The sequence below is a fragment of the Nonlabens sp. genome, assembly GCF_039941875.1.
GTDB lineage: Bacteria > Bacteroidota > Bacteroidia > Flavobacteriales > Flavobacteriaceae > Nonlabens.
The window spans coordinates 57,888-79,871 of record NZ_JBDVDQ010000007.1; the positions used below are offsets into that span (position 1 = coordinate 57,888).

Below are 21,984 nucleotides of genomic sequence, written 5' to 3' on the forward strand. Positions count from 1 at the left end.
TAAAACTTAAAAAGGCTCGCAATTTGCGAGCCTTTTTTAATATGTTAAATATGTCAGTTTACTGGTTAAGCATTACTGGCATTACAAGCATTGTTACGTTTTCACCTTCATCTAGTCCGTCTACAGGTGTTAAAATACCAGCACGGTTAGGTAATGACATTTCTAGAGATACGTCGTCACAAGTTAGGTTATTAAGCATTTCTATTAAGAACCTACTATTAAAACCTATTTGCATATCATCTCCTTGATAGTCACAAGTTAGGCGCTCGTCTGCTTTATTACTGTAATCTAGATCTTCTGCACTTATATTGAGCTCTGCACCAGCCATTTTAAGTCTTATCTGGTGTGTTGTTTTATTAGAGAATATACTAACACGTCTTACAGAATTAAGAAGCTGAGTTCTTGAAATAGTAAGTTTGTTAGGGTTTTCTTTAGGTATAACAGCTTCGTAATTAGGGTATTTACCATCGATTAAACGACAGATAATAGTTGTGCCGTCAAAACTAAACTGCGCATTACTATCATTGTATTCTACTAACACTTCAGACTCACTTCCTTGTAGCATTGCTTTAAGAAGATTAAGAGGCTTTTTAGGCATTATAAACTCTGCAGTTTCACTTGCAGCGATATCTTCTCTTTTATAACGTACTAGTTTATGTGCATCTGTTGCGACAAATGTTAATGAATCGCTTGTAAACTGAAAGAATACACCGCTCATTACAGGTCTTAAATCGTCATTACCAGCGGCAAAAATGGTTTTGTTAACCGCAGTTGCTAGTGTGTCACCCATAATAGTGGTGCTACTAGGCTCAGAAATAGTTACGGCTTTAGGAAATTCTTCGGCAGCAGCACATGCTATTTCAGATTTACCTTTATCATGACTCACAGTAATCATCGTACCTACTGCGTGAAATGTTAACGGCTGCTCTGGAAACGTTTTTAAAGTGTCTAGAAGTAATTTTGCAGGTAAAGCGATGCTACCATCATCTTCACTTTCTACCTCTAGTTTACTAACTATGGTAGTTTCCATATCGCTAGCAGAAACCTTAAGTTCATTACCTGTTAATTCTAGAAGGAAATTATCTAGAATAGGTAAGGTATTATTGTTATTAATTACTCCACCTAGTAATTGAAGGTGTTTTTGTAAATATGAACTAGATACTATAAATTTCATCTTGGTATTGTTATTTTGTGATGATAATTCCGAATTTTTAATTAAACGGAATTACTAAAATAGAACTCTATTAAATACGTGTATTCAAAGTCTATTCTACAGTCACAAAGATATTTTATATATAATTAGTAACATAACTTACTTATTAACAATTAAGCCCTTTTTATAAATAAACTCATGAGTTGCAAGGTGTCTTTATGAGATACAGTTCTTTTGTGATCATTTTTCTTGAACATATGGTATTGCAACTGGTAAATCTTAAGGGGTCTAATCTGAAATTAAGCTATATAGAAAAAGAGGTTTTATTATTACAAACATGTTAAATAGCCATCTTACATTTTAAATAATCAATAACTTGCCATTTGTTAAGTAAAGTGTCTTTTTATGATTGATCCAGCATTATTAGAATTTTTAAAAGAATTAGCTCAAAATAATAACAAACCATGGTTTGAAGAGCGCAAGGCATATTTTAAAAAATTAGATTCAGAATATAAAGATTTTACAAACTCGGTTATGATAGAGTTGAATCATAACGATGTGATCGAAAAAGCAAAAAACTATAGGATTTATAGAGATATAAGGTTTTCTAAGGATAAAACACCTTTTAAAGCACATCGCAGTGTAAACTGGTTAAGAGCAGGAGCAGACAGGCGCGGTAGTTATTACATGCGTATTAAACCTAATGAAAATGTAATAGGTATAGGCTTTTTTGCGCCAGAGAAAGAAGATCTTTTAAGAGTAAGAAAAGAGCTAGAATTAGATGCACAAGACTTACGTGATATCTTGTCAGATTCTCAATTTAAATCCTGCTGGGGAGATTTAAAAGGAGAACAACTTAAAACAGCACCTAGAAATTTTGATAAAAACCATCCAGATATTGATTTAATAAGGTTTAAAGCCTTTTATTTTATGAGAAGCTTTACAGATAAAGAGGTAACATCTCCAGATTTTATATCTAAAGTTATAGAGTCATTTAAAATAGGCAGGCCATTTTTAGACTACATGACAGACGTGCTTACCACAGATTTAAACGGAGAATCACTTCTATAAGTCTAACTGTGGTTTTTCAAATACTTGAATACTACTAATTAGTCTCTCGCGCACAAGATTCATCATGCGTTTGTTTAATGCACTAGAATTAGTGATGTAAAGGCTGTATTCTGCAATAGTGAAATGTCCCATCATGATCCCTTTTAGAGAATTTCTGAATTTTTGATCTCTATTTACCGCATTTTCGATGTAATCGATGCGTTTATGAGCAGTTAAACCATAAAAAACATTCTTATGCTTCTTAATATAATTTCTAAAAACGGCAATAATAAGATCGTGTTGTAATTTTGCAATAGGACGTAAGGTTAAGTTTTGAAAACGTTCTTCCTCGCTCATTTGTGCATCTACACGTATACTAGAGATTTCTGGTCTTAAAGCGACTAGATATTCGTCTCGATTATTCATAGTTTTAGGGTTTTAATAAAGGTAGTAAAGCTGTGATTTAATTGTACATGCAATAGAATTAGTTTTCTCAACATGTTTTTAACAGTGTTTTTTTTAGTTATAAAGAGTTAGATACGAGGCTCGCTTTCGCGAAAGCGGAACTTTTAAAAACTAATATAATTTTTCTATCTGTAGCTTTAAAAGTAAAAAGAGCTTCTTATTTTTACATCTTATGCAACACTTCATTGATGTCATTTTACCGCTTCCATTAGAGCGCTTTTTTACCTACACCATTAATCCTGCAGAATCTGAGTTTCTTAAACCAGGAATGCGAGTGGCTGTGCCCTTCGGTAAATCAAAAATCTATACAGGGATAGTGCATAAAATCCATCAAGAAAACACGGCGACCTATGAGGTAAAAGACATAGAATTTATCATAGACGAGCAACCGGTAGTAACTGCAGACCAACTTAAATTTTGGGAATGGATAGCTTCTTATTATTTATGTGCTGTAGGGCAGGTGATGAGAGCTGCGTTACCTAAATCTTTTTTATTAGAAAGTGAAACTATAATTCTCAAGAAAGATGCTGTTTCTATAGAAGAGCTAGATCTAGATGATCGTGAATATCTAGTCATGGAGGCGCTGGAAAACCGCAATGCACTTAAAGTGCAAGAAGTAATGGATATTCTGGACCGTAAAACGGTTCTTCCTATACTTCAAAAAATGCTTAATAAGGATTTGATTCTCTTACAGGAAGAGCTTTACAGTACGTATAAAGCAAAAAAACAAAAGTTCATTTACTTGCATCAAGATTTTAAAGAAGAAGATGCTCTTAAAAGCTTGTTAGATACTTTAAGTAGAGCTCCTAAACAAAGAGATGCGGTCATGACTCTTTTTATGATGCAGGCTGGTGCGAGTAAAGATATTTCTAAGAAAGATTTAATAGAACGAGCAAATGTTACGAGTACTGTCATTAAAAGTCTTATCAATAAAGATGTTTTAATAGAGATAGAAAAAGACGTAGATCGAGTAAAGGATGATGTAGAAGATGGTCAGGATTTATATAGTCTCAATGAAGACCAAGTTAGTGCCTTAGCGCAAATTAAATCTAGTTTTGAGATTAATAAAACGGTTTTATTACATGGAGTAACATCTAGTGGTAAAACACAGTTATACGTGCAGCTGATTAAAGAACAATTAGAAAAAGGAAATCAGGCACTTTATTTACTTCCTGAGATAGCACTTACTACACAATTGATATCTAGACTTAAAACCTTTTTTAAGCATCAAGTACTGGTGTATCATTCTAAGTACAACCTTAATGAAAGGCAAGAAGTCTGGCATCATGTTCTAGAGCAAAAAGAACCTTATGTAATTATAGGGGCACGCAGTGCAATGCTGCTACCTTATCAAAAATTAGGGCTGATAGTTATAGACGAAGAGCATGAAAGTAGTTTTAAACAATTTGATCCTGCACCTAGATACCATGCAAGAGATGCCTCTATTGTTTTAGGTTACATGAAAAAGGCAAATATTCTTTTAGGTAGTGCCACGCCGTCTTTAGAGAGTTACCATAACGCGAGTACAGGTAAGTACCAACTGGTAGAACTTAAAAGACGCTATGGAAACGTTCTTATGCCCGAAATTAATATGGTGAATATTAAGGAAAAGCATAAACGTAAGAAAATGAATGGCCATTTTTCTGACACGCTTATAGAGCATATGACTGAGGCTTTTAAGGATAACAAGCAAGTTATTTTATTTCAAAATAGAAGAGGTTATGCACCTATCATGGAATGTGATACCTGTGGTCATGCGCCGCAATGTCCTAACTGTGATGTTAGTCTTACTTATCATAAGTATAAAGGTCAATTAAGATGTCATTACTGTGGCTATCATACATTTGTACCTAAAGAATGTCCTGCTTGTTCGAGTACAGCTATCGATACTAAAGGATTTGGGACAGAACAAATAGAGCAGGAATTTAGAATGCTATTTCCTAATCATAACGTGGCTCGCATGGATCTCGATACTACAAGAGGTAAAAATGCGTACGAGAAAATAATTAACCAAATGGATACCGGAGAGGTAGACTGTCTGGTAGGTACTCAAATGATCACTAAGGGGCTTGATTTTAGAAACGTTAGCCTGGTAGGAGTTCTTAATGCAGACTCTATGCTTAATTTTCCTGATTTTAGAGCACATGAAAGATGTTTTCAATTACTTACACAAGTAGCTGGTCGTGCTGGTCGTACTAAAGAAAGAGGTAAGGTGTTGATACAGAGTTATAATCCAGATCATATGATATTACAACAGGTCAGTTCTTATGATTATGGGACGATGTATAGGGAGCAAATAGAAGAACGCTATCAGTTTAAATATCCGCCGTTTCAACGGTTAATTAAAATTACATTTAAGCATAGAGATTACCAGACCACGCTAGATTCTAGTCAGTGGTTTGTCGATGCTTTAAACCAGATACCGCATGGAGTAGTGGTGTTAGGTCCTGAGTTTCCTCCTGTATCACGTGTGCGCAACTTGTATAATATAAACGTAATTATAAAAATGAACAGGCAGCAAAAGCCTGACGTGATAAAAAATTACATTACTAGAGTTAAGAAGAGTTTTGAATCTATTAAATTATATAGGTCTGTGCGTTGTAATATAGATGTAGATAATTATTAAAGTTTTGATGGTTTAGGGTTCGCTTTCGCGAAAACGGAATAAATACAATCATATAATAAACTATCCTAGGAAGTGTTTTTAACACACAAAAAGCCACTCGCGAGAGTGGCTTTAAATTTTATAAATAAAGTAAGGTTACTAGAATTGGGAAAGCGCCTCTACTAGTTCTGATTTTCTATTGCGACTTAATGGAAGTACCTCAGAGCCTAATTCTACAGCTTTTGAATTGAACTTTTCTACTTTTCTTAAATTTACGATATACGATTTATGAATACGTAAGAAATCCTCTGATGGTAAGGTACCTTCAAATGATTTCATGGTAGAAAGTACGATAAGGCTATCTTCATCGGTAATTAGCTTTACATAATCACCTAGAGCCTGTATGTATCTTAGTTCTTTAAGGTATACCTTACGTTTCTTAAGGTTACTCTTTACAAAGATGAATTCACCACGATCTTCAATCATTTCTGTCTTCATCTTGTGGGATAGAAGAGCACGCTCTACAGCATAAAGAAAACGATCCTTTTTAATAGGTTTTTGTAAATAATCTATTGCGGCATAATCAAATGCTTTAAATGCATACTTAGTCTGGCCAGTGACAAAGATAACACCTGGTTTTTCAGTAATATCGTCTAAAAGATCAAACCCTGTTAGAATAGGCATTTCAATGTCTAAGAAAATTAGATCAACGGTGGTTTCTTTTAGTGCAGCTTTAGTTTCTACAGCATTACTAAATTCACCTACTAATTTTAAATTAGGATGACTTTCTATCATCTTTACAATAGCTAGCCTCTGTATACTAGAGTCGTCAACTACAAAACAGTTAAGGATGGTGTTGCTCATTATTATTTATCAATAGTTATAAGACAATATTAAACTGTTTATGGATGAAATACAAGTTAAATTATCATTTTGTCGGATATTTTAACGACTTAGCGAATTTATCACAGTTTTTGTAATATGTAAATATTTAGTTTGTAGCGAGTTAGATGTGTACTTCGTCGATGTTTTTCAAGAAAATAATTTTAGTCTTCATAAAAGGAATGTATGAAAATACTGAAAAACAAGTCTTTAGTTAACTTTATATTTAACATATGTTAATTGTATAAGCTTTTATCATTCTTTAAAAGGATTTAACTTTTGTTTTAAATTGTGTTTTTAAAGCATTATTTAATGAACCTATTATAAGTTAATTAATAATGATTTCAACTAAAGTTGTGTGTATAAAGGAAAAGGAGTATTTTTGCAGCCGTTTAAAACAATATTAATTATGAATCAATACGAAACTGTTTTCATTTTGAATCCCGTTTTATCTGATGATCAGGTAAAGGAAACAGTAAAGAAGTTTGAAAATTTCCTTACTGACCGTGGTGCTAAAATGATAGCCAAAGAAGATTGGGGCCTAAAAAAACTGGCTTATGCAATCGAAAACAAAAAAAGTGGTTTTTACCACCTTTTCCAATTTGACGTACCTGGTGAGGTAATCAACGACTTCGAAGTAGAATTCCGTCGTGATGAGCGTATCATGAGATACCTTACTGTAAAACTTGACAAGTATGCTGTTGAGTGGGCAGAGAAGAGAAGAGTGAAAATGTCTAAAAAATCTAAAGCTTAAAACATGGCATCATTACAACAACAAGCTAAAGGAAAGAAAGATGGTGACATCCGTTACCTTTCTCCTTTAAAGATCGAGACTCAAGAAAGAAAGAAATACTGTCGTTTCAAACGTAGTGGTATCAAATACATTGATTATAAAGATGCTAATTGGTTATTCGGATTTGTAAATGAGCAAGGGAAATTACTTCCGCGTCGCCTTACAGGAACTTCTTTAAAATACCAACGTAAAGTTGCAGTAGCTGTAAAACGTGCTCGTCACATCGCTATCATGCCTTATGTAGGTGATTTACTTAAATAATAAAATCAGATTAACAATATGGAACTTATATTAAAGAAAGATGTAGAACATTTAGGTTTTACTGACGATTTAGTGAGTGTTAAGCCTGGTTATGGTCGTAACTTCTTAATCCCTAATGGTATGGCTGTAATGGCTACATCTGGTGCTAAGAAAATGCTAGCCGAAACACTTAAGCAAAGAGCTCATAAAGAAGCTGCAAATGTAAAAGCTGCTCAAGAGCAAGCTGATCAACTTGCTGCTCTTGAATTAAAAATAGCTGCAAAAACTGGTGACGGAAACAAATTATTTGGTTCTATTACTACTGCAGATGTTTCTGACTTACTTGCAAAGAACGGTATCGAAATAGAGAAGAAATTTATCTCTGTTGCTGGTGGTTCTATCAAGAGATTAGGTCAGTACGATGCTGATGTACGTTTTCACAGAGATGTGACTGCAAAAGTTACTTTTACTGTTGTAGAAGATAAATAAGACTTATTCTTATAATTTTAAAGCCGTTTCATTAAGTTGAAACGGCTTTTTTAATATCAACTTTTAATTAGGCTTTTTATGAAATATAGAAGACTTACTAAAGAACAACTGGATGAAATGCATCCAGAGTTCATTAACTTTCTTGCTACTCAAACTATTACTGCTAAAGAATGGGATGATTTAAAAACTAATCAACCTGAAGTAGCAGAGCAAGAGATAGACGTATTCTCTGACCTGGTCTGGGAAGGTGTTCTAAACAAAGCAGAGTTTCTAGAACACATATCTGCTAGAACCATGAATTTATTCTCTCTAGGAGAAAAAGAAATGGAATTGATTTCTATTATGGTAGGAGACGAGTTAATTGATATTACCACACCAGAAGGTTATAAGTGGCTTCAAAAAAACCTGCTCGATGATGAAGTTAAAATTTTTACTGCAAAAAAAGCATATGGAGAAGATCCTAATGCTGATAAATTTAAACTGATTGAATCTGGTGCAATTATTACTAAAGGTCAATTATTCAACTACTTTGATGATTTAATGGAGTTGGGTAAAGAGACTAATGGTTTTTAATACCATAAGAATTTATAAGCATAAAGCCGACTCCTATGAGTCGGCTTTTGTATTTTTAATAGATACCTATAAATTTTTCCTACGTAATGTTTATATCAAGGTTAGTTAGTAGTTTTATTTAATAAATACCATTGTAAACTTATAATACTGATAGAGTTGTTAAAGTAATGATCTTTAATTTTCTGCCTTATTTCTGTTCTAGGTATTTTAATTAATTCTATATCTTCATTTTCTGAAGTAGCGCCACCACCTTGTAGTGTTTTTTGACTCGAGGTGACTTCACCATAAAAAATACTTATTTGTTCTGATGACATTCCAGGAGATGGAAAATATTCTACTATAAACTCAAGTTCTTCTATTTCGTAGCCTATTTCTTCCTTAACTTCTCTAATTGCAGCTTTTTCTGCAGATTCATTTTTATCGATAGCTCCGGCAGGTATTTCTACGATCCATCCTTGATCACGACGCGAACTAGGATATCGGAACTGACGTATGAAAAGAAAGCTGTCGGTATCTTTTTCATAAAGTAATACAGCAATAGCATTACCACGATCTAAGGCTAGGCGAGTGGTTGTGATCTCCTTTTTACCATCAAAGCTATCTTGAGTTACTTGGGCCTTGTATATTTTTAGAAATTGATCAAATACTTTTTCTTCTCTGTTTATGGTATGTTTCATGGTTGTAATGTTTGGATAAAAAAAATCGTCCATTAAATGAATAATGAACGATTTGATATGCTATCAATAAAATTATCTCTTTATTTCTTCTCCAAATTTATTCATGTAACGCTCGTACAATTCTGTTTGATGAGAGTTAAGAGAAATATCTCTGCCGTCTATAAAAGCACGTGTAATTTGATTACCACGCATGTCTAATGCATTTCCTTTAGAAATAAATAGAGTAGCGCTCTTACCTTGCTCTAAAGAACCATATTCTTTATCAATACCTAATATTTTAGCAGGTGTAAGAGTTATCATCTTTAGTGCTTGCTCCATATCCATTCCATAACCAGCAACTGTACCTGCATAGAAAGGGAAGTTACGTGTTTGATGTCTTTCCATATCTCCAGAATTTTCTAGACCTACCATAACTCCTTTGTCAGTTAATAGCTTAGGAAACTTATAAGGCATGTCAAAGTCTTCATCTTCACGAGAAGGTAGATCGTGTACACGACCAGCTAGTACAGGAATGTTCATAGCAACAAGTTCTGTAGCTACTTTATCACCTTCACGACCACCTACTATAACTGGTTTTTTAATTCCATTTGCTTTAACAAATTTCAATACATCTCTTATGGCTTTTTCTCCATCTACATGAATGTAAAAGTTCTCATTACCATTAATAGCAGGTTGTAATGCAGCATATTTTAAGTTTAAACCTACCGGCTTTGATGTTGCGTTATATGCCTTTGCATTATTCAAGAAATCGGTTAATTCGGTTACTTGCTTTTCATAATCTTTACTAGGCTCTATAGGTCCTGGCTCGTACCATGTACCTGTTCTTCTAAAACTAGATGGCCAGTTTACATGTACACCGTCATCAGTACGTATAGAGGCGTCTTCCCAGTTCCAAGCGTCTAATTGTACAACACTAGATTTTCCAGAAATACGACCTCCTCTAGGTACGATTTGAGCGATAAGTACCCCATTAGGTCTCATAGATTCTATTACTTTACTCTCTGCATTATAGGCTATAATAGATCTTATATGTGGGTTATAGGTTCCTATCTCTCGTACATCAGAACTTGCGTTAACCGCATCTATTTCAACTAGACCTATAGTGGCATTCATAGCAATTAATCCAGGATAAACATGCATGCCAGATGCATCTATCCTTTCTCCTTTTATGTCCATTTTAACCACAGTCGCGTCTGCAATAGCTGTGATGGTACCATTTTCCATAACTATTATAGAGTTATCGATAACCTCACCATTACCTATGTGTGCAGTGGCATTCATGATCGTGTAAATACCTGTTTGTACAGGTGCTGGTGTCTGTTGTGCTGTTGCATTCATGGCAAATAAGGCACAAATCGTATAAAATAAGTTTTTCATTGTCTTCATGTTACCAGTGAATTGTATCACATTCATATAATGTCTTGTCTTTCTTTTTAGGCGTTTGGGTTTTCATCCCTTTGTTTTTGGCCATGATCATTTCATTAACAAGTTGTTGTCTTTCTGCTTTTATGCTTTCGCGAAAGCGTAAGTCACGTTCTTTATCAAAAAACACAATTCCGTCTATCATTGTGATTTCTGGCCTAGCGGTAACACTTAATGGATTAACATTCCATAAAACAAGATCTGCATCTTTTCCTTTTTTGATACTTCCTGTACGGTCATCAATGTGTAAAAGTTTTGCAGGGTTTAAAGTCACAAATTTCCATGCATCTTCTTCACTAACGCCACCATATTTCACAGCTTTTGCAGCTTCTTGATTTAGACGTCTAGACATCTCAGCATCATCAGAGTTAAAAGCAACTACAACACCTTGTGAGTGCATGATGGCACCGTTATAAGGAATTGCGTCGTTTACCTCATATTTATAGGCCCACCAGTCGCTGAAAGTAGAGCCACCTACACCATGTTCTGCCATTTTATCTGCTACTTTGTAACCTTCTAAAATGTGTGTAAATGTGTTGATACGGAAACCGTGTTTCTCTGCCACTTTCATTAACATGTTGATTTCACTTTGTACATAGGAGTGACAAGAAACAAAGCGTTCACTTTCTAGAATCTCTAGAAGTACTTCCATCTCTTCATCATAACGGAAGTATTTATTTCCTTTAGCATCTGCATAAGCGCGAGCTCTTGAGAAATAATCTTCAAAAACCTGTTCTACACCCATTCTACTTTGTGGAAAACGTACTCCATTTTGATAACGAGATTGTTTTACGTTTTCACCTAGAGCAAATTTGATAAATTTAGGAGAGTCAGAGTAGATCATCTCGTCTGCCTTATAGCCCCATTTTAATTTAATAATAGCGCTACGACCACCTATAGGATTTGCACTACCGTGTAGTAGTTGTGAGGTAGTAACACCACCAGCAAGGTCTCTATAAATATTTACATCTTCATGGTCTACGACGTCTTCTATAGTAACCTCTGCAGTAGAGTTGTGACCAGCCTCATTCACACCATTATCGATAGCGATGTGACTGTGTTCATCTATTATACCACTGGTTAAATGTTTTCCTGTTGCATCTATCACTCTTGCATTACTAGTACTTAGGTTTTTACCTATTTTAGATATTTTACCATCTTTAACGAGTACATCAGTATTATCTAAAATCCCATCTTTTTCATTAGTCCATACCGTTGCATTGCGGTACAATACAGTTTCTTCAGTTGGTTTAACTTCACTACCATAACCTACGTTAGGAAAAGTCATGCGACCCATTTTTTTAACTTCTTTGGCATCGTCTTTTTTATTTCCATCCTTACCATCTGTTTTTGAATCAGTAGATTCTTTTACAGCTACAAAGGCAGGCTCTTGACCATTAGGTAGGTAAGCGATACCATGAAAATTATTATCATCACTTATGACACCTAATAATCTAGTATAAGATGTATCTTCTTTATCTTTTTGAGTAGTAACGATATTAATCCAGTTGTCATCATAAGTTATTTTAGAACCCAATGTCGTACTATCTATTTTTACAGTAGACTTCTTACCATTTCCTTTAATTGAGATATTATATTTAACACCATTTAAAGTTGCTACATAGGAGCCATCTATATTTTTAGTATTTCTGTTTTTAATTACTTGTTTAGATCCTTTTACCCAGTTTTCATAGATCTGAGTATCGTCTTCAAATAATTTTCCAGAGGTAATGATAAAGTTAGCAAGTTTCCCTTTTTCAAGTGTACCTACCATATCATTTATCTTTAATATGCTTGCTGGAGTAGTAGTAAGAGCTGCTAGAGCCTGATCTTCTGTAAGACCATATTCCATAGCTATTTTCAGTTTCTTCATTAAATCTGCAGGAGATTTTAAGTCCTTAGTAGTAATAGCATAAGTAATGCCGGCTTCAGATAGCATCATTAAGTTACCAGGAGCTTGTTTCCATTCTCTCATGTCGCTTAGATTTACAAACCACTCTAGATTTGGGTTAGAAACATCATAAGCATCAGGGAAATTAATAGGTACGATGAGTGCTGCATTAGTAGCTTTTACATCTGCTATCATTTCATAAGCGTCTTCACCACCTACTATAACAAATTGTTTACCTACGCGATCTCCTAATTTATCAACTCTCAAAACATTTTTCTTATCTCCAGCTTCAATGATTTGAACAAGATTTTTCTTTGCATTTAAAGCCTCCAGGGAAAGATCTTTTGTTTGTGAATTTCCTGCTGCATACCAGTCTGCGTCAAAATGCGTCTGGCGTAATAAAGCCAGTGCTCCCATAAGTGATGTTGGATAGCTCTGTCTAGACTGACGACTTTTACTTAAGGAAAAGAAGTTACCGCTTTCTTGTTTAAGAATACGGTCGGCATCTGTTCCTGTATTATCTAGAGCGATTAACATACCGTTCCCACGTGCAATACCGTCTGCAAAGTGAGTTTGTACGGTACCAAAACCAGCGTTTACATACTTTTTTGCTTCCTTAGAATCGTATTCAAAATGATCCATAGCACTTTGTTCTGCTCTTATGTGATCATTCCAGTAATATCCTTTACGACCTTCGTCATATTGCGCTGTTCTACTACCAGCAGCTCTTTTAGGAGATTTCATGGCTATGTCTCCATAAGACTCGATAAAAGAAGGGTATATGTAATTACCTGCAGCGTCTTCAATGACTGCGTTTTTAGGAATAGAAATACCACTACCTATGGCTTCTATGTTACCATTCTTAATAATAATAGTACCATTAGAAATCATTTTACCAGGACTGGTAATTATGGTAGCATTAGTAATAGCACGTGTGACATTGCTTACTGCGCTTATGTCATCGTTATTGGGAAAATACTCTTGTGCTTGCATGGAAAAACAAGCTAAAAGCATGAGAGATAATAATCTTTTCATGAATAAAGGTTTAGCCTATAAAGATAGATCAAAGTCCTATAAAGTCGTTTCTTAAAGATTTCTTAAAAAGGTAATAGTTATATGAGGTAATTAACAAATGTGTTCTTTGAAATCTCATCTATTCTCTCTTATGACGTTAAACGGTATAAAGTCCTTGTGTTTAACTTATACTTCATAACTTAAGAAGAGAAAACTCACCGATGCAGTTTTTTGATTACTTATAATAATTTACTAATAAGGCTACTACATAGCTATAGGTTTCCATACCACCAGGTTGATTATTTGCTTTTAAATAAGTGTTGTAGGTGGCCTGAGAGACATCTTCTATAACGCCTTCATATTGTACCCAAAAATCTCGTAACTCTTTATAATTCTTAAAAATACCGTTCTTAATTAACGGTCTTATTTCTTCATAAGCTGCAGGATCACGGCGGTACAAGTCATTAATACAATAACGTAAGGCAAAAATACTCGCGCTGTACTGGAAATAAAGGTCGTCGTGATTCATACCTGCTATTATGGCTATAAAATTGGCCTCATTTTCCTTTGCAAATCCCAACTGGTGAGACATTTCATGTAAAGTAAGGACAGGTGTTTTATAGTTATTGATCCAGGCATTAGTATGCGCCTCTCCAGTAATAGGATTTAAATAACCGCTGTATCCCATGTAAGAAAGTGGCATAGTCAGCAATGATTTTTTAATACTAGCATTACCATAATCTAGAGCTGGATAGACATGATTTATCTTTTCAAAACCCTGTGGTGCAAGATCAAAAATTTCTGACTGTGAACGTGTAAATGCTACTGGCAAGGAATCTACTTCTTGTAATTGCTCGTGTAAGTTATTAGAGGTGTAAACCAGTTGTTTCACCACGGTTTTCAGTTCTTCTGTTGAGTACTCGTTATCTAGCTCTAGTACTTTGTGCAGTGGTTCTCGGTAATAATTAAAACCCCACATGCAGTGAAATAATGCGATAATTATACTCAGTGAAAGAAATAGTTGTGTGTAACGCTTTCGCGAAAGCGAGATCAAATCCTTCTTACTTATCCACAACCATCTTATGATCATAACGATAGCTATGCTGTATACCAAATCTCCAAAGGAAAACGGCAACCAGCCTAGTCCAAATCTCATGGCTTTAGAAATGTAGGGATAAATACCTGTACTATATAATGACTCTACTAAAGCAGGAAAAAACCTTAAACTATAATAGAAGGTAATTTGTGCCAATAGTAAAAATAGGGCAAGAAGTAAGGATCTATTTTTATGCATAGGGCTAAGTTATTAATTAAAGTAGAATAAGTACGTAAGGAAAATGTAAAATGAGAATAGTTTTACGACCTTTGAACTTAGAAAAGAATGACCACCATGAATTTTATCCTAGCAGACTTTAATAAGCACCAAGCATTATTACCTTTTACTTACACACGACCTACTTGCGAGATACGTTGTGGTATCATTACATTACGTGAGAAATGGGAAAAGCAGCTAGGAGGGAGCGTGAGTTTCCAGACAGAGGACTATTTACAGACTAAATATCCACTGGTAGAGACCGATGATAATGTGGTTATAGCAGGTAATGTCTTTGCAACTGCTTCCTTATGTAAAGCAATAAAAGCATTAAAACCACAACAAAAATTACTCGCTGGTGATGCTATTATCGCTTATAGGGTTAAAGATTTACACACGCCTACTATAGAGCTAGAACAAGTACTGTTTTTAGAAGAAGAGGTAGACGCTATTAATTTTACTTGGGATATATTTTCTAAGAATGGAAAAGCACTAGAGGCAGATTATGATCTCATTACTCAAGGTAGAAAATCGCAGCCTATACCGGCAACGGTACAGTCTATAAATGAAGATCGTATTTTTATAGAAGAAGGTGCAAAATTACAGTTTGCTATCTTAAATGCTTCTACAGGTTCTATTTACATAGGTAAAAATGCAGAGGTTATGGAAGGCTCTATCATACGTGGTGCATTTGCATTATGTGATCATAGTGCAACAAAACTAGGGACTAAGGTTTACGGGCCTACTACGGTAGGACCACATTCTAAGATAGGTGGAGAGGTTAGTAATTCTGTGATTTTTGGTTATTCTAATAAAGGACATGAAGGTTTCTTAGGAAACTCTGTTCTAGGAGAATGGTGTAACATAGGAGCAGATTCTAACACCAGTAATCTTAAAAACAACTATGCCGAAGTAAAATTATGGAATTATGAAACCAGTCGTTTTGCAAAAACAGGATTGCAGTTTTGCGGCCTTATGATGGGTGATCACTCTAAATGTGGTATCAACACCATGTTTAATACAGGAACTGTAATAGGAGTGAGCGCAAACATTTATGGAGCTGGTTATCCACGTAATTTTATTCCATCCTTTAATTGGGGTGGACCACAAGGAAACATGACTTATAAAACAAATAAAGCATATGAAGTGGCCGATGTGGTTATGAAACGTCGCGGTCTCTCACTAGAGCAGGTAGATATCGATATTCTAGATAAAGTATTTGAGAAAACGTCTCAGTATCGCAAAGATTAATTCACTCTAATATATCGCTCCATGCATGGTTCAATGCAAAAGTGTGAAATTTCTATCGTGTTTGCATCAATAAAAATATAGGTTCCTGTACAGTTATCTACATCTATAGTTGTGGTCGCTACATCATAAGTACCTGTGGAAGTTGCTTGTGTAAGACTACCAAAACAAAAACTCACATTACAATTTACCACACCTTGATCTGTAAAATTTAAACTTTTACCACTAGCTGGTTGAAAGGTACCGCTACCATCGCCAGGATCTGCAAGAGTTGCTGTTAGGTTCCAGTTTCCTACTATCCTTAATGGTGTTATGCTATCATTACTATCATCATTATTGCAGGAGATGGATACAATAGCTAGCGTCAGAATAAATAGAAGTTTTTTCATGGGTGTTGATTTTATGGTAGATGCGATTTAAATGAATAGGTTGCGTGGTTAGATTCATATTTTATTTTTATGAATTATCTTTCTGACCTTAAATATCCATACATGAAAAGCACCTGTTATATTTTTTCTTTGTTTTTATTGGTTTCCGCTTTCGCGAAAGCGCAATCTACATCTAACACTCAACAATTTACAGGCTATTATAACTTTACTTATCAAGAAGATAAAGGTCGTATAATACTAGAAGTCAAAGATCTGGGTAAAGAATTTCTATATGTACATTCTTTAACTAGTGGCCTAGGATCTAATGATATAGGACTGGATAGAGGTCAATTAGGTGGTGGCGTGGTAGTCAAATGGGTGAAGAGTGGTAATAAACTATTACTCATGCAACCCAATTTAAAATACCGTGCGAGTTCTTCTAATGTTGATGAAAAAGCATCTATTGAGCAGGCATTTGCAAGATCGGTATTATTTGGTTTTGAAATTAAGGAATCTAAAAATGGTACTTATATCATTGATTTGACTCCGTTTTTAATGCAGGATGCTCATGGCGTTGCAAAACGTTTAAAAGATCGTAGACAAGGCACATACAAGCTTGATAAATCTCGTAGTGCTTTATGGATGGAGAATACCAAGAGTTTTCCAAAGAATTCAGAGTTTGAAGCAATGCTCACCTTTACTGGGACACCTATAGGTCGTGATGTAAGAAGTGTTGCGCCAGATGCGAGTAGTATATCTGTGATACAGCATCATAGTTTTGTGAAATTACCAGATGCTGGTTATGAACCTAGAGAATTTCATACACGTAGTGGTTCTTTTTATACCAGTTATATGGATTACAGTACACCAGTTTTTGAACCTATACAGAAACGTTTTATTACCAGACATAGATTAGAAAAGAAAAATCCTGATGCAGCACAAAGTGAAGCGGTAGAGCCTATAATTTATTACCTAGATCGTGGCACACCAGAACCTATACGTGCAGCATTATTAGAAGGCGCAGGCTGGTGGAATGAGGCTTTTAAAAGTGCTGGTTATATAGATGCTTTTCAGGTAAAGATGTTACCAGAAAATGCAGATCCTATGGATTTAAGATATAATGTGATTCAATGGGTACATCGCAGTACACGCGGCTGGAGTTATGGTGGTAGTATAACAGATCCACGTACAGGAGAAATTATTAAAGGTCATGTAAGTCTAGGTAGTTTAAGAATAAGACAAGATTTTTTAATCGCACAAGGTTTGCTTAAAGAACCTTTTAAAGACAGTGATGATAATTATAAACCTATGATGGAAATGGCGCTGGCTAGAATTAGACAGTTGGGTGCTCATGAAGTAGGTCATACACTTGGTTTTGCACATAATTTTGCTGCAAGTGTAAATGATCGCGCTAGTGTTATGGATTATCCGCATCCTAAGTACGACATCGTAAATGGAGAGATAAGTCTAGATGATGTTTATGGAGTAAGTATGGGAAGTTGGGATAACCTGATAGTTCAATATTCTTATGGAAACCCAACAGGTAGTCAAACTGAGTCAGCTTATTTAAAATCTATTATTAAAAAGGCTGATGTTGCAGGTTTAAAATTCATATCTGATAGTGATGCAAGAGCTACTGGTGGCGCTAGTGCAAGTGGTCACTTATGGGATAATGGATCTAACCCTAGTGAAGAGTTGGACCATATATTAAAAGTACGTGAAATCGCTATGAATCAATTTTCTATTCATAACATAAAATCAGGCGAGCCTTTGAGTGTTTTAGAAGATGTTTTTGTACCAGTTTATTTTGCACATCGTTACCAAGTAGAGGCTGCGGCTAAATTAATAGGTGGCGTAGAGTATGGGTATTTAACTAAAGATGAGTCACAAGATTTTAAAACTATAAGCGCCAAGACTCAAAGACAAGCTCTAAAGAGCATATTGAATAGTATAGATCCAGAAATGTTGAAGATACCTAATTCTGTTCTCCAGTTATTCCCACCACGAGCTTATGGATATGGAAGAACTAGAGAAAGCTTTAAATCTGAAACTGGAGTTACCTTCGACGCACTTAATGCTGCAGCAACTAGTGTAGACATGACTTTTGATTTATTGTTTCATCCACAGCGTATGAATAGAATTGCTACTCAAAATTCTATTAAAAATGAAAGTAAGTCTTCAAATTCAGATGTTTTGAGCTTAGTAGCTATTATGAATGAAGTAACTAATAAAGTCTTTAAGATCTCAAATACTGATGATTCTTATAGCATAGCTATTTCTTATAGAAGTCAGGAATTGTTCTTAAATCACTTAATGAATCTTATAGCAAGTACGCGAACTAATATAGAAGTAAAAGCAGCTGCTAGAAATGAGTTGAATTCTATTGAAAAAGAGTTGAATAAGCGCGATGTTTTTGAAAATCAATTACTTTCTCAAATCAAGAACTTTAATACGCATCCAGAATTATTTAAAGTAAAACAATTACCTAGCATTCCCGATGGAAGTCCGATAGGGTTTGATTACTAGAGAATTGTAATAACATAGAAAAATTTCTCTTTACTATTCGAGATATTGATTATTTACCTATTCCTATTTATCATTATCAATTTATTATTTAATCTGCTTAAAGTGTCTATTTAATTAGGGTATCTTCAAAGGATTCTTAATTTTGCAAGAACTTTTATAAAATTGTAATGAATAGCAAGATGTTAGATTATGTGATAATAGGTGGTGCACAAGCAGGTCTAGCTATGGCTTATCATTTAAAACAAATGGATAAAAATTTCATAGTTCTTGATGGAGAAAATGAAATAGGCGCCTCCTGGTTAAATAGATGGGATTCCTTAAAGCTATTTACTCCTACAGAATATAATCACTTACCAGGATTGGACTTTGACGCTCCTAAAAACCATTATCCATCTAAATTTGAGGTAGCCAACTATTTTAAAAATTACGTAGATAAATTTAAAATTCCTGTTCAGTTAAACACGCTAGTTACTTCTGTAAAAAAGAAAGAGAAAACTTTTTGTGTAGAACATAAAGATGGTGTCATTGAGACCAAAAATGTAATCGTAGCAACTGGACCTTTTCATATTCCGTATACACCACCATGTCACGTAAAAGCATCAGACAGTATACTGCAAATGCACAGTAACTATTACAAAGGAATCGATCAATTACAAGATGGTGACGCGCTGGTAGTAGGTGGTGGAGATTCTGGTTATCAGATTCTAAACGAAATATCTAAGGATGGCACGCGCAAGGTCTATTTTTCTGGTGATACGACTGTAAAATCATTACCTCAAAATTTCTTAGGTAAAACGCTATGGTGGTGGTTTACTAAAATAGGTTTTTTAAGCTATAACAAATACAGTTGGATAGGGAAGAAGATCAATTCTTCTACGCAACCTGTCATAGGTACGGACGTAAAGGGTATTCTAGCTAGAGAGAACGTTTTTCCTGTAGGAAGAACAAAAGATGCTTTAAAGGAAAAGATTTTCTTTGAATCTAAAAACGTTTCTACCATTAAAAATATAATTTGGGCTACAGGGTACCGTCCTAACTTTTCATGGATAGAAGGTCTAGAACTCGATGCAGATAATTACCCTAAAAACTATAGAGGTGTAAGTAATATAGAAGGACTTTATTTTATGGGCTTACCATGGATGTACACTCGTGGATCTGCCACACTAGGAGGTGTTTCTAAAGACGCTAGCTACCTAGCTGATATCATGTCAAAGAAGAAATAAACTTCATTTTTATAATAAATAATAACGCCGCTTCATGTTAAATGAAGCGGCGTTTTAAGTTTAAGATTAAAATCTCTTAAATAGATGCTACAAATTTAGAAAACATCTTTTTATGTAATTCAAGATCTAGGTTAGGAGATAGAGACGCACGTACGATGTAGTCTTTATCACCTTCTTTAGTAGTTCCTTGTGTAGACGTAGCTGGTATAGTCCAGTAACAGCCTTTTAACTGTCCATAACTCACACAAAATTTACTTTCATTAGGAATCTCTGTGATCATTAAATTGATCAATTTAAGATTCAATTCTCTTTTGTGTGCTTCTTTCTCTTCAGCAGTAGCGCCTTTTGTAGGTAGGTCTAGTGAAAATACAGAAGGTGTAAACCCTTGTTGTGCCAGTTCTTCTGATACAAAATTGATCTTAGCACCAGGTAAAGTCTCGTGAATATAATTTACAAATTCGCGAGTATTCTTATATGCATCTGTGATTCTTTGATTCATAGATGGTAACTGCTCTGCAAGTATTTCATATTGAAGATCTGTAGCTTCATTATCACAAATACCTAAGTGCAATTCTATTTTTTCCATTAACGCAGTAGTTTTCTTATTTCCTACACAGTAACCAGCCGTACAACGACCACCACTTGGGAATTTAGAACCACTAGCAAAAGAAATAGTTCGCACGTCAGATAACATATCGTCCTCACCTAAAAAGTGAACATTAGGACAGAATGTTTGATCTAAAATAAATACAGGATCTATCGCAAGATCACCACTAGGTGTTTTACGTTCTTTTGTTAATACCTCTTTTAATTGAACCAGGTCCGGTACCTCAACTCTAGGATTAGTAGGTATTTCAGCAATAATGTAAGGTATCGCGTCTTCCTTTGCAATCTGATTTAAAACGGTATCGATACTTTGTACCATATCGTTATCACCATCCACTAGTAAATCTACAATGTCCACATTATCAATACATGCCGCGACTCTTCTTGCTTGGTCATTAGTACCACCATAACAGTTAGGTGGTACGACTATTTTAATCGCTTTTCCTTTATGGTTCTCTTTGGCATCGTTAATAAGCCCCATCATAATGGCATACTGAATCGATAAACCACTAGAACCTACTAGAGGTTCTGTACTCGATCTAGTAATCTCTTTTATAGAGTTTAAAACACTTGCTTTGTCGCTTGCTACATTAGTTTCTTCTACTTTAAAAGCAGTTTGTGACACAAGAGATTGTATAGCTAGGACAGAGTTTGCAGGAGTCATCGCAATCGTTTCTCTTCTACGTACATGCTGTATGTCTGCCACATAACTCTCATTTTCCTGACCATTTATAACCAGTACACTACCTAACTTACCGTGTAGACTTATATAAAAATCGATATGGTCATGTAGTTCGATAGCACCTATTTGTTCTTCATTTTTAATAAAGATGGTACTACCGTCAAAGGCAGGTACATCCTTAATAGAATCTACCTTCTTTAATTCAAATTGGTATCCATAAACTCGCTCTATTGCTTCCGCGTCAAAAGAGTCTGGTAAAGTACCAGTATAAATAATTTGGGTGTTCTTATGGTCAAAAAGGTTTTTTCTCAACACCGCTAGAACAGGTACTGTCTTTGATGAAAAACTAATTACATTTTCAGATTTAAGACCATCTAATTGTGCAATACCCCATTCTAGGACACAAGATAAAGGATGTCCTAATCTTATGTAATCATAAGCAGTAGGCAGTATTTCTAGCGCAGACTTCTCTGAGTTATTATCATTATATAAAGCTTCAAATTGCTCTAGAAACTGAGTTTTTGCAAGCTCTTCATTATAAATATCTAGTCTGTGCGTTGTAATATCCACCCAACCAGATGGCATATTATCTAAAACGTCTTTAATATAATCTAGCATTTTATTCTTTTCCATAATTTTACCATATTAATGGTCAATAATATACGTTATTTTCTATTGTTGCCATCTAACAAATAAGCCTTGAAATACTTATCATTGCTCATTTTGATAGCCATTTATTTTGCAAAGGGAAGCTAATTTATTTTA

General features: G+C 34.8%; 18 protein-coding genes. 9 read left to right on the forward strand and 9 right to left on the reverse strand.

The window, feature by feature from the left end; genetic code table 11:
* Positions 1–58: 58 nt before the first annotated feature.
* The gene (gene dnaN / locus ABJF08_RS04975; protein WP_348114965.1) at positions 59–1,174 is read right to left on the reverse strand and encodes a DNA polymerase III subunit beta; all 1,116 of its coding nucleotides are present in this window, start codon (positions 1,172–1,174) and stop codon (positions 59–61) included.
* Between the two features lie 384 nt (positions 1,175–1,558).
* Here dnaN and ABJF08_RS04980 point away from each other — a divergent pair, with 384 nt between their 5' ends.
* The gene (locus ABJF08_RS04980; RefSeq protein ID WP_348114966.1) at positions 1,559–2,224 is read left to right on the forward strand and encodes a DUF2461 domain-containing protein; all 666 of its coding nucleotides are present in this window, start codon (positions 1,559–1,561) and stop codon (positions 2,222–2,224) included.
* Here ABJF08_RS04980 and ABJF08_RS04985 read toward each other — a convergent pair.
* A complete protein-coding gene (locus ABJF08_RS04985) occupies positions 2,219–2,629 on the reverse strand; it encodes a glyoxalase (protein ID WP_348114967.1) in 411 nt (136 codons plus the stop codon). The genes ABJF08_RS04980 and ABJF08_RS04985 overlap by 6 nt on opposite strands.
* A gap of 211 nt (positions 2,630–2,840) precedes the next feature.
* Between ABJF08_RS04985 and priA the strand changes: the two genes are divergently transcribed.
* Complete coding sequence (gene priA / locus ABJF08_RS04990; RefSeq protein WP_348114968.1) at positions 2,841–5,294, forward strand: primosomal protein N'; 2,454 nt, start codon at positions 2,841–2,843, stop codon at positions 5,292–5,294.
* Between the two features lie 138 nt (positions 5,295–5,432).
* On the opposite strand, the gene ABJF08_RS04995 is transcribed toward priA, so the two are convergent.
* Positions 5,433–6,137, reverse strand: coding sequence for a LytTR family DNA-binding domain-containing protein (locus tag ABJF08_RS04995; RefSeq protein WP_348114969.1), 705 nt, complete (start codon positions 6,135–6,137; stop codon positions 5,433–5,435).
* A 427-nt stretch (positions 6,138–6,564) separates the two neighbouring features.
* Here ABJF08_RS04995 and rpsF point away from each other — a divergent pair, with 427 nt between their 5' ends.
* The 4 genes from rpsF (at position 6,565) to ABJF08_RS05015 (ending at position 8,250) form a co-directional block, all read left to right on the forward strand.
* The gene (gene rpsF, locus ABJF08_RS05000; protein ID WP_104515891.1) at positions 6,565–6,909 is read left to right on the forward strand and encodes a 30S ribosomal protein S6; all 345 of its coding nucleotides are present in this window, start codon (positions 6,565–6,567) and stop codon (positions 6,907–6,909) included.
* Between the two features lie 3 nt (positions 6,910–6,912).
* Positions 6,913–7,209 (forward strand): 30S ribosomal protein S18, encoded by a 297-nt coding sequence (rpsR, locus tag ABJF08_RS05005; RefSeq protein ID WP_104515892.1) that lies wholly within the window; start codon positions 6,913–6,915, stop codon positions 7,207–7,209.
* 18 nt (positions 7,210–7,227) lie between these two features.
* The gene (gene rplI, locus ABJF08_RS05010; protein WP_348114970.1) at positions 7,228–7,677 is read left to right on the forward strand and encodes a 50S ribosomal protein L9; all 450 of its coding nucleotides are present in this window, start codon (positions 7,228–7,230) and stop codon (positions 7,675–7,677) included.
* Between the two features lie 78 nt (positions 7,678–7,755).
* Positions 7,756–8,250: a DUF6495 family protein gene (locus ABJF08_RS05015; protein ID WP_348114971.1), complete on the forward strand. Its 495-nt coding sequence runs from the start codon at positions 7,756–7,758 to the stop codon at positions 8,248–8,250.
* Between the two features lie 101 nt (positions 8,251–8,351).
* Here the strand turns inward: ABJF08_RS05015 and ABJF08_RS05020 are convergent, their stop codons facing one another.
* The 4 genes from ABJF08_RS05020 to ABJF08_RS05035 form a co-directional block, all read right to left on the reverse strand.
* Entirely contained in the window at positions 8,352–8,927 is a 576-nt protein-coding gene (locus tag ABJF08_RS05020; protein ID WP_348114972.1) for an NUDIX hydrolase, read from the reverse strand.
* A 72-nt stretch (positions 8,928–8,999) separates the two neighbouring features.
* Entirely contained in the window at positions 9,000–10,304 is a 1,305-nt protein-coding gene (locus ABJF08_RS05025; protein ID WP_348114973.1) for an amidohydrolase family protein, read from the reverse strand.
* A 10-nt stretch (positions 10,305–10,314) separates the two neighbouring features.
* On the reverse strand, positions 10,315–13,275 hold the full coding sequence (locus tag ABJF08_RS05030) for an amidohydrolase family protein (protein WP_348114974.1): 2,961 nt from the start codon (positions 13,273–13,275) through the stop codon (positions 10,315–10,317).
* Between the two features lie 214 nt (positions 13,276–13,489).
* Positions 13,490–14,548: a DUF3810 domain-containing protein gene (locus ABJF08_RS05035; RefSeq protein WP_348114975.1), complete on the reverse strand. Its 1,059-nt coding sequence runs from the start codon at positions 14,546–14,548 to the stop codon at positions 13,490–13,492.
* 96 nt (positions 14,549–14,644) lie between these two features.
* Between ABJF08_RS05035 and ABJF08_RS05040 the strand changes: the two genes are divergently transcribed.
* Positions 14,645–15,817 (forward strand): GlmU family protein, encoded by a 1,173-nt coding sequence (locus tag ABJF08_RS05040; RefSeq protein WP_348114976.1) that lies wholly within the window; start codon positions 14,645–14,647, stop codon positions 15,815–15,817.
* On the opposite strand, the gene ABJF08_RS05045 is transcribed toward ABJF08_RS05040, so the two are convergent.
* On the reverse strand, positions 15,814–16,203 hold the full coding sequence (locus ABJF08_RS05045) for a hypothetical protein (protein WP_348114977.1): 390 nt from the start codon (positions 16,201–16,203) through the stop codon (positions 15,814–15,816). The genes ABJF08_RS05040 and ABJF08_RS05045 overlap by 4 nt on opposite strands.
* A gap of 102 nt (positions 16,204–16,305) precedes the next feature.
* Here ABJF08_RS05045 and ABJF08_RS05050 point away from each other — a divergent pair, with 102 nt between their 5' ends.
* Together ABJF08_RS05050 and ABJF08_RS05055 are read left to right on the forward strand one after the other, a co-directional pair.
* Complete coding sequence (locus tag ABJF08_RS05050; RefSeq protein ID WP_348114978.1) at positions 16,306–18,708, forward strand: zinc-dependent metalloprotease; 2,403 nt, start codon at positions 16,306–16,308, stop codon at positions 18,706–18,708.
* A 179-nt stretch (positions 18,709–18,887) separates the two neighbouring features.
* Positions 18,888–19,931, forward strand: a complete 1,044-nt coding sequence (locus ABJF08_RS05055; RefSeq protein WP_348115019.1) for an NAD(P)/FAD-dependent oxidoreductase — start codon at positions 18,888–18,890, stop codon at positions 19,929–19,931.
* Positions 19,932–20,007: 76 nt separating this feature from the next.
* Here the strand turns inward: ABJF08_RS05055 and ABJF08_RS05060 are convergent, their stop codons facing one another.
* Positions 20,008–21,852 (reverse strand): cystathionine beta-synthase, encoded by a 1,845-nt coding sequence (locus ABJF08_RS05060; protein ID WP_348114979.1) that lies wholly within the window; start codon positions 21,850–21,852, stop codon positions 20,008–20,010.
* Positions 21,853–21,984 lie beyond the last annotated feature (132 nt).